At 66.8% G+C, this 7557-nt stretch carries 6 protein-coding genes (1 of these 6 cut by a window edge); 4 read left to right on the top strand and 2 right to left on the bottom strand.

Annotation, left to right across the window (positions count from 1 at the left end):
* From hrpB to ACZ48C_RS16075, 3 genes are all read left to right on the top strand, one after another.
* A protein-coding gene (hrpB, locus tag ACZ48C_RS16085; RefSeq protein WP_464781718.1) for an ATP-dependent helicase HrpB crosses the window boundary here: on the top strand, positions 1-1536 show its 3' portion. 936 nt of this gene lie to the left of the window's left edge; only the last 1536 of its 2472 coding nucleotides appear in the window; its start codon lies off the left edge, out of view; the stop codon is at positions 1534-1536.
* 28 nt (positions 1537-1564) lie between these two features.
* Positions 1565-2866 (top strand): ActS/PrrB/RegB family redox-sensitive histidine kinase, encoded by a 1302-nt coding sequence (locus ACZ48C_RS16080; RefSeq protein WP_464781717.1) that lies wholly within the window; start codon positions 1565-1567, stop codon positions 2864-2866.
* 76 nt (positions 2867-2942) lie between these two features.
* A complete protein-coding gene (locus ACZ48C_RS16075) occupies positions 2943-3512 on the top strand; it encodes an ActR/PrrA/RegA family redox response regulator transcription factor (RefSeq protein WP_119258000.1) in 570 nt (189 codons plus the stop codon).
* On the opposite strand, the gene ACZ48C_RS16070 is transcribed toward ACZ48C_RS16075, so the two are convergent.
* On the bottom strand, positions 3513-4043 hold the full coding sequence (locus ACZ48C_RS16070; RefSeq protein WP_119257999.1) for an MmcB family DNA repair protein: 531 nt from the start codon (positions 4041-4043) through the stop codon (positions 3513-3515).
* Between the two features lie 369 nt (positions 4044-4412).
* Here ACZ48C_RS16070 and ACZ48C_RS16065 point away from each other — a divergent pair, with 369 nt between their 5' ends.
* Complete coding sequence (locus ACZ48C_RS16065) at positions 4413-5078, top strand: L,D-transpeptidase (RefSeq protein WP_119257998.1); 666 nt, start codon at positions 4413-4415, stop codon at positions 5076-5078.
* Positions 5079-5321: 243 nt separating this feature from the next.
* Here ACZ48C_RS16065 and ACZ48C_RS16060 read toward each other — a convergent pair whose 3' ends face one another.
* On the bottom strand, positions 5322-7490 hold the full coding sequence (locus tag ACZ48C_RS16060) for a malate synthase G (protein ID WP_464781716.1): 2169 nt from the start codon (positions 7488-7490) through the stop codon (positions 5322-5324).
* Positions 7491-7557: the final 67 nt, after the last annotated feature.

Below are 7557 nucleotides of genomic sequence, written 5' to 3'. Positions count from 1 at the left end.
ATCACGCGGCTGGAGACCGTGCGCGTCTCGCGCGCCTCGGCCGACCAGCGCGCCGGCCGCGCCGGGCGAACGGAACCGGGCATCGCGATCCGGCTCTGGCATGCCGGCCAGCTAGCGGCGCTACCCGCCTTCACGCCCCCACAAATCCTTTCCAGCGATCTTTCCTCCTTCATGCTCGATCTTGCCCATTGGGGTGTGACCGATCCGGCTGATCTCCGGCTCGTCGACCAGCCGCCGGCAGCGGCGGTGGAGGAGGCACGCAACCTGCTTCGCCTGCTCGGCGCGCTGGATGAGGCGGGGGCGCTTTCCCCGGCGGGCAAGCGCATTCGCGAACTGGCCTTGCCGCCGCGGCTGGCCGCGATGATCCTCCACGCCGCCGGCGATGGCCAGCAGGCGGCAGCCGCGCGGCTCGCCGTGCTGCTCACCGAACAGGGTCTCGGCGGTTCGGCAGTGGATATAGAAGAACGCCTGCGCCGCTTCGCCAATGAGCGAGGCGAGCGGGCCGAAGCGGCGAGGCGATTGGCGCAGCGCATGGCGGATGGTTTCGGCAAGGCCGCCTCCCCCGCCGCGAGCACGCCGGGCGCGCTGCTGCTGCACGCTTTTCCCGATCGCGTCGCCCTGCAGCGCGGCGGGCGCGGGCGTTTCGTCATGGCGAACGGGCGCGGCGGCGAGCTGCCGGAGACCGAGCGGCTGGCCGGCGCGGAGATGATCGTCGTCGCCGATCTTACCGGGCAGGCAGGCCGGCAGCGCATTCTCGCGGCGGCAGAAATCGACCGATCCACCGTCGAGGCGGAACTTGCCGATAAGATTGTGCGCGAGGACCAATGCGTCTTCGACCGGGCGAGCCGGCAGGTGCGGGCGCGGCGGGTCGTGCGGCTCGGCGCGATGATCCTCGAGGAAGCGCCGCTTCCGCGGCCGGGCGGGCCGAAGGCGGCGCAGGCGCTTGCCGAAGGCGTGCGCCAGCTCGGCCTGCAGGCCCTGCCCTTTTCCCGCGAGGCGGCGCAATTGCGCGACCGGATCGGCTTCCTTCACCGTTCCATCGGCGAGCCCTGGCCGGACACGAGCGACGAGGCGTTGCTTGCGCGGCTCGACGACTGGTTCGTTCCCTTCCAGGAGACGACGCGCGGCATCGACGACATATCCTCGGGCAGCCTGCAGGAAGGGCTGCTGGCGCTGGTGCCCTATGAGGTGCAGCGCGACCTTGCACGGCTCGCGCCCACGCATTTCGAGGCGCCGACCGGCCAGCGCCATCCGATCCGCTATGACGGCGCGGAGCCGGTGCTGGCGATCCGCGTGCAGGAACTGTTCGGCTTGAAGCAGCACCCGGCCGTCGCCGGCGGGCGGCTGCCACTGCTGCTGGAGTTGCAATCGCCCGCACACCGCCCGATCCAGACGACGCGGGACCTGCCCGGCTTCTGGGCCGGTTCCTGGCGGGACGTCAGGGCGGACATGCGTGGACGCTATCCGAAACATCCCTGGCCTGAGGATCCGGCCGAGGCCATGCCGACGACGCGCGCCAAGCCGCGCGGCACTTGAGGGCGACGATATTCAAAGGAGACGAAGCATGACAGGCTATCAGGATATCGATTTCGAGGGCTCCGGCCGGCGGCTTCGCCTCGAAACGCTCATTCGCCTGCGCTGGCTGGCGGTGGCCGGCCAGACGATCAGCGTCGTCGTCATCGCGCTGTGGCTGAAATTCCCGCTGCCACTGTTGCCGGCCCTCGTGCTGATCGCTCTGCTGGCGGCAGTGAACTTCTTCCTGGCCGTGCGCTTTGCGCCGGCCCATCGCCTGACGCCGCCGTCCGCCTTCCTGTTGCTCGCCTTCGACCTTTGCCAGCTGACGGCACTGCTCTTCATCACCGGCGGCCTTGCCAACCCCTTCGCGCCGCTCGTCTGCGTGCCGGTCATCATCTCCTCCTCGCTGCAGCCGGTGCGCTTCAGCCTGACGCTCGGGGGGCTTGCCGTCGCCGGCATCACGGCGCTCGCCTTCACGCCCTTCCCGCTGCCCTGGTATCCGGGCACGCTGCTGGTCGTGCCGCCGGTGCTGACGGCCGGCTTCTGGTTCGCCATCGTCTCGACCACCGCCTTCGCCGCCTTCTATTCCTACCGGGTATCGCGCGAGGCGGGCGAGCTTTCCGATGCGCTGGCGGCGACGGAACTCATCCTCCAGCGCGAAAAGCACCTTTCCCAGCTCGACGGATTGGCGGCGGCGGCGGCCCACGAACTCGGCACGCCGCTCGCCACGATCAGCGTGGTGGCCCGCGAGATGGAACGGGAGCTCGGCACCGACGACCGCTTCAGGGAAGACGTGCAGCTCCTGCGCAGCCAGAGCGAGCGCTGCCGCGACATCCTGCGCCGGCTGACGACGCTTTCCACCGAGGACGAGGCGCATATGCGCGTTCTGCCGCTCTCCTCCCTCATGGAGGAGGTGCTGGCGCCGCACCGCGAATTCGGCATCAGGCTCAATCTCGTCGAGAACGGCGAGCGGGAGAGCGAGCCGGTCGGCAACCGCAATCCCGGCATTCTCTACGGCCTCGGCAATCTCCTCGAAAACGCCGTCGACCATGCCCGCGAGGAGGTCACCGTCACCGTCAGCCACACGACGGAACGGGTGACGATCGTCATCGAGGACGACGGCGACGGCTATGCGGCGGATATCCTCCAGCGCATCGGCGACCCCTATGTCACCAAGCGGCAGAAGGACGAGCGGGCCGGCGGGCTGGGGCTCGGGCTCTTCATTGCCAAGACGCTGCTGGAGCGCTCGGGCGCGAGGCTCACCTTCGGCAACCGCACGGGCGACCGGCCGGGCGCGCGCGTCTCGGTCGATTGGCCGCGGGCGCGGATGGAGGCGAAGGGTGCGAAATGACTTTACCCGCACCATCTTACAGGTGATAAGCTGACCGCGATCAAGAATGGACGAAAATCGGCCACGGAAGACGAAAATGGCAGAAAACACCGAACCGCAGACCGCAGCCGACGATATCGGCCCCGATCCCTCGCTCCTCCTGGTCGATGACGACGCACCGTTCCTGCGCCGGCTCGCCCGCGCCATGGAAACGCGCGGCTTTGCCGTCGATACCGCCGAATCGGTGGCCGAGGGCATCGCCAAGGCCAAGACGAGCCCGCCGAAATACGCGGTCGTCGACCTGCGCCTCGGTGACGGCAGTGGCCTCGACGTCATCGCCGCCATCCGCCAGCGCCGCGACGATACCCGCATCATCATGCTGACCGGCTACGGCAATATCGCGACGGCCGTGAACGCGGTGAAGCTCGGCGCGGTCGACTATCTCGCCAAGCCCGCCGATGCCGACGACATCTTCGCCGCGCTGACGCAGCGCCCCGGGGAAAAGGTGGAACTGCCGGAAAACCCGATGTCGGCCGACCGCGTGCGCTGGGAGCATATCCAGCGCGTCTACGAGATGTGCGACCGCAACGTCTCCGAAACGGCACGCCGCCTCAACATGCACCGCCGCACGCTCCAGCGCATCCTCGCCAAGCGCGCGCCGAAGTAATCAGGCCGGCTCGTCCCGGCGTCCGGAGACGATGGCCGAGATGTCCGGCCCGTCCCGCCGGGCATCCATGGAGAATTCCGCAAGAAGCAGCCGGCCCGCAGCAACGCGGGCGAAGGCGAAGGTCACGGCCTTGCGCGTCGGGGCGGAGAGCCTGTGCTCCGGCGCCTCGCGCAGCATATGCGCGCCGTAGCCGTCGGAAAGGATGAGGCCGCACTCCTCCGGGAAGATATCGAGCGGCACGTCCTTGTGGGTGGCGAAGAACAGCCGGTCGCAATGGCGGCGGTAATCGGGCCATTTGCGGTCGACGCGAAAGTCCTCGATCGACGTCTTGATCTCGATGATCCAGATCTCGCCCTTGTCGGACAGGCTGATGAGGTCGGCGCGCCGGCCGCTCGCCAGCGTCAGCTCGGGCAAGACCGCATGGCGCATGTCCATCAGCATGCGCTGGACACCCCGGCGCACCATCATGGCGCGGTCGGACTGGCGGCCGTCGAGCAGCGGATTGTCGTTGTGCAGCGAAACGATCGTCATGGGGTTCCTCGGCGAATCGCAGTCTAGCGCGAATCGCCCGGCCTGAAAAAGTTAAGAGAGGGCCGCCGCCGGATCATGCAGCAAGGCTTTGTTAACCGCACGCAGCGGTTCCTGTGCGATGACGGGTCAGCCGGCGGAATGACCGTTGAACGGCGCGTGAAGGCGTGCTTGGCAAGGAGCCGGGGCCAGCGAAAGCGGCAGTCGACCGGCATTGTTGTTGCAAAAAAACACTTCTCCGGTTTTTTGCTTGCGCGCGAGCCCGCACCATGCCGCACAGACTTGCATTGACCGGTTTAATCGAAAATAAACCATAGTCGATAAAAGTTCTGCGTCTCGGAACTTCTTAATTCCTGATCCTAAGAGAATCACATGCGCTTCCGCAATGCCCTCCTTCTGTGCGGCCTGGCAGCGGCCGTCACCCTCGCTGGTTGCTCCACCGCCCCGTCCGACTCCGCGCCGGGCGAAAAGGTGGCGACGAATGCCATCTTCACATCGGATTATGGCCCTGTTGAGGACAACGGCTACGCCCTGCCGGCGATTCCGATCAACAAGGTGAACACCAAGTTCCACCGCCAGATCGTCGATTACGCCACCAGCGAGAAGCCGGGCACGATCATCGTCAACACGCCGAACCGCTTCCTCTACTACGTGCTGCCGGGCGGCAAGGCCGTTCGCTACGGCATCGGCGTCGGCAAGCAGGGCTTTGCCTGGCAGGGCGAGGCCTATGTCGCCTGGAAGCAGGAATGGCCGACCTGGCATCCGCCGAAGGAAATGGCGGACCGCAAGCCCGACGTCGCCCGCTACGTCAAGGACGGCATGGGTCCGGGCCTGAAGAACCCGCTCGGCGCCCGTGCGCTCTACCTCTTCAACGAGAAGGGCCAGGACACGCTGTTCCGCCTGCACGGCACGCCGGAATGGGCCTCCATCGGCACCGCCGCCTCGTCAGGCTGCATCCGCCTGATGAACCAGGACATCATCGACCTCTACAAGCGCGTCCGCCCCGGCCACAGCGCCCGCGTCGTCGTCCAGCAGTAAGCGCAGGACACCGCATTCATGCAAAAGGCCGCCGGTCATCCCGGCGGCCTTTCTCTTTATGGCGTTGCCCCTCATCCGCCTGCCGGCACCTTCTCCCCGTAAACGGGGAGAAGGGATATGCCGCGCCGTTTTCCGCATTACGGGAAGCCTTTGCCTCCTTCGCCTTCTCCCCGCTTGCGGGGAGAAGGTCGCGGCAGCGGGATGAGGGGCGAAGCGGCAGGGAACTTCCCCGCCGTCCCATTTTCAAGCGTCCGCAGCCTTCAGCTCCAGCCGGCGGCGATGGAGGACCGGCTCGGTATAGCCGTTCGGCTGCTCGCGGCCCTTCAGGACGAGGTCGAGCGCGGCCTTGAAGGCGATCGAGGTGTCGAAATGGCCGGCCATCGGGCGGTAGAGCGGGTCGCCGGCATTCTGTCCGTCGACGACCGCGGCCATGCGCTTCATCGTCTCGAGGATCTGCGCTTCCGTGACGACGCCGTGATGCAGCCAGTTCGCCATGTGCTGGGCGGAGATGCGCAGCGTGGCGCGGTCTTCCATCAGGCCGACATTGTTGATGTCCGGCACCTTGGAGCAGCCGACGCCCTGGTCGATCCAGCGCACGACATAGCCGAGGATGCCCTGGGCATTGTTGTCGAGCTCGCGCTGGATCTCCTCCGGCGTCCAGTTCGGGCGAACCGCGACCGGGACGGAGAGGATGTCGGAAAGCTTTGCACGCGGACGCGAATGCAGCGAAGCCTGCACATCGGCGACGTTGACCTTGTGATAGTGCGTCGCATGGAGCGTCGCGGCCGTCGGCGAGGGAACCCAGGCGGTGTTGGCGCCGGCCTTCGGGTGGGCGATCTTCTGCTCCAGCATCGCCGCCATCAGGTCCGGCATGGCCCACATGCCCTTGCCGATCTGCGCATGGCCGGACAGGCCGCATTCGAGGCCGATATCGACGTTCCAGTTCTCGTAGGCGCCGATCCAGGCGGCCTGCTTCATGTCGCCCTTGCGGATCATCGGGCCCGCTTCCATCGAGGTATGGATCTCGTCGCCGGTGCGGTCGAGGAAGCCGGTATTGATGAAGACGACGCGGTCCTTGGCGGCCCGGATCGCCTCTTTGAGGTTGACCGTCGTGCGGCGCTCCTCGTCCATGATGCCCATCTTCATCGTGTTCGGGGCCATGCCGACGGCGGCCTCGACGCGGGCGAAGAGCTTCGAGGCGAAGGCGACCTCTTCCGGCCCGTGCATCTTCGGCTTGACGACATACATCGAGCCGGCGCGCGAATTCTGACGGCGGCCGTTCGGACCGACGTCGTAGAGCGCGATCAGCGCGGTGACCATGGCGTCCATGATGCCTTCCGGCACCTCGTTGCCGTCGCGGTCGCGGATCGCCGGATTGGTCATGAGGTGGCCGACATTGCGCACCAGCATCAGCGAGCGGCCGGGCAGCGTCAGGGTCGAGCCGTCGGGCGCGGTATAGACGCGGTCGGGGTTGAGCCGGCGGGTGAAGGTCTTGCCGCCCTTGACGACCTCTTCGGAAAGATCGCCCTTCATCAGGCCCAGCCAGTTGCGATAGACGACGACCTTGTCCTCGGCATCGACGGCGGCGATGGAATCCTCGCAGTCCATGATCGTGGTCAGCGCCGATTCGATGACGACGTCGGCGATATGCGCCGCGTCGTCCTTGCCGGTCGGCGTGGAGGCGTCGATGCCGATATCGATATGCAGGCCGTTGTTGCTCAGGAGGACATGGGTCGGGGCGGAGGCATCGCCGACATAGCCGGCGAACTTGTTCCCGTCGGCAAGACCCGTCTTGCCGCCGCCGGTCAGCGCGACGACGAGCTTGCCGCCCTCGACCGCAAAGCCCGCCGCATCGCGCCAGGAGGCGCCGGCAAGCGGCGCGCTGTCGTCGAGGAAGCCGCGCGCCCAGGCGATGACCTTCGCGCCGCGCACCGGATTGTAGCCCTTGCCCTTTTCCGCGCCGTCCGTTTCCGGGATCGCGTCCGTGCCGTAGAGCGCGTCATAGAGCGAGCCCCAGCGCGCATTGGCGGCGTTCAGCGCATAGCGTGCGTTCATGACGGGAACGACGAGCTGCGGGCCGGCAAGGCTCGCGATCTCCGGATCGACATTTTCCGTCGTTACCTTGAACGCGCCGCCCTCGGGCAGCAGATAGCCGATCTCGCGCAGGAAGGCCTCGTAGGCGGCCATGTCGCTCGGCGCGCCGTTTTCGCGGTACCAGGCATCGAGCTTTTCCTGCAGCGCGTCGCGCGTCTTCAGCAGCGCGCGGTTTTCCGGCGCGAGGTCGTGCACGATGGCGGAGAAGTCGGCGAAGTAGCGCTCGGCGTCCACGCCCGTACCCGGCAGGGCCTCGTCGACGAGGAAATCATAAAGCGCGCTATCGATCGAAAGACCGGCTTTTTCGGTAAAAGGCATCTGAAAAACTCCGAATGACGGGACGAAGGGGGAGTATCCCGAATGGTGTCACTTTCAGGAGCTTTCA

It is taken from the genome of Shinella sp. 1A1 (assembly GCF_055379515.1).
This window is presented reverse-complemented; position numbering and strand designations above follow the sequence as displayed.

Coding starts and splice junctions, on each gene's coding strand:
- ACZ48C_RS16080 (WP_464781717.1), top strand. CDS start 1,565: ATGACAGGCTATCAGGATATCGATTTCGAGGGCTCCGGCCGGCGGCTT.
- ACZ48C_RS16075 (WP_119258000.1), top strand. CDS start 2,943: ATGGCAGAAAACACCGAACCGCAGACCGCAGCCGACGATATCGGCCCC.
- ACZ48C_RS16070 (WP_119257999.1), bottom strand. CDS start 4,043: ATGACGATCGTTTCGCTGCACAACGACAATCCGCTGCTCGACGGCCGC.
- ACZ48C_RS16065 (WP_119257998.1), top strand. CDS start 4,413: ATGCGCTTCCGCAATGCCCTCCTTCTGTGCGGCCTGGCAGCGGCCGTC.
- ACZ48C_RS16060 (WP_464781716.1), bottom strand. CDS start 7,490: ATGCCTTTTACCGAAAAAGCCGGTCTTTCGATCGATAGCGCGCTTTAT.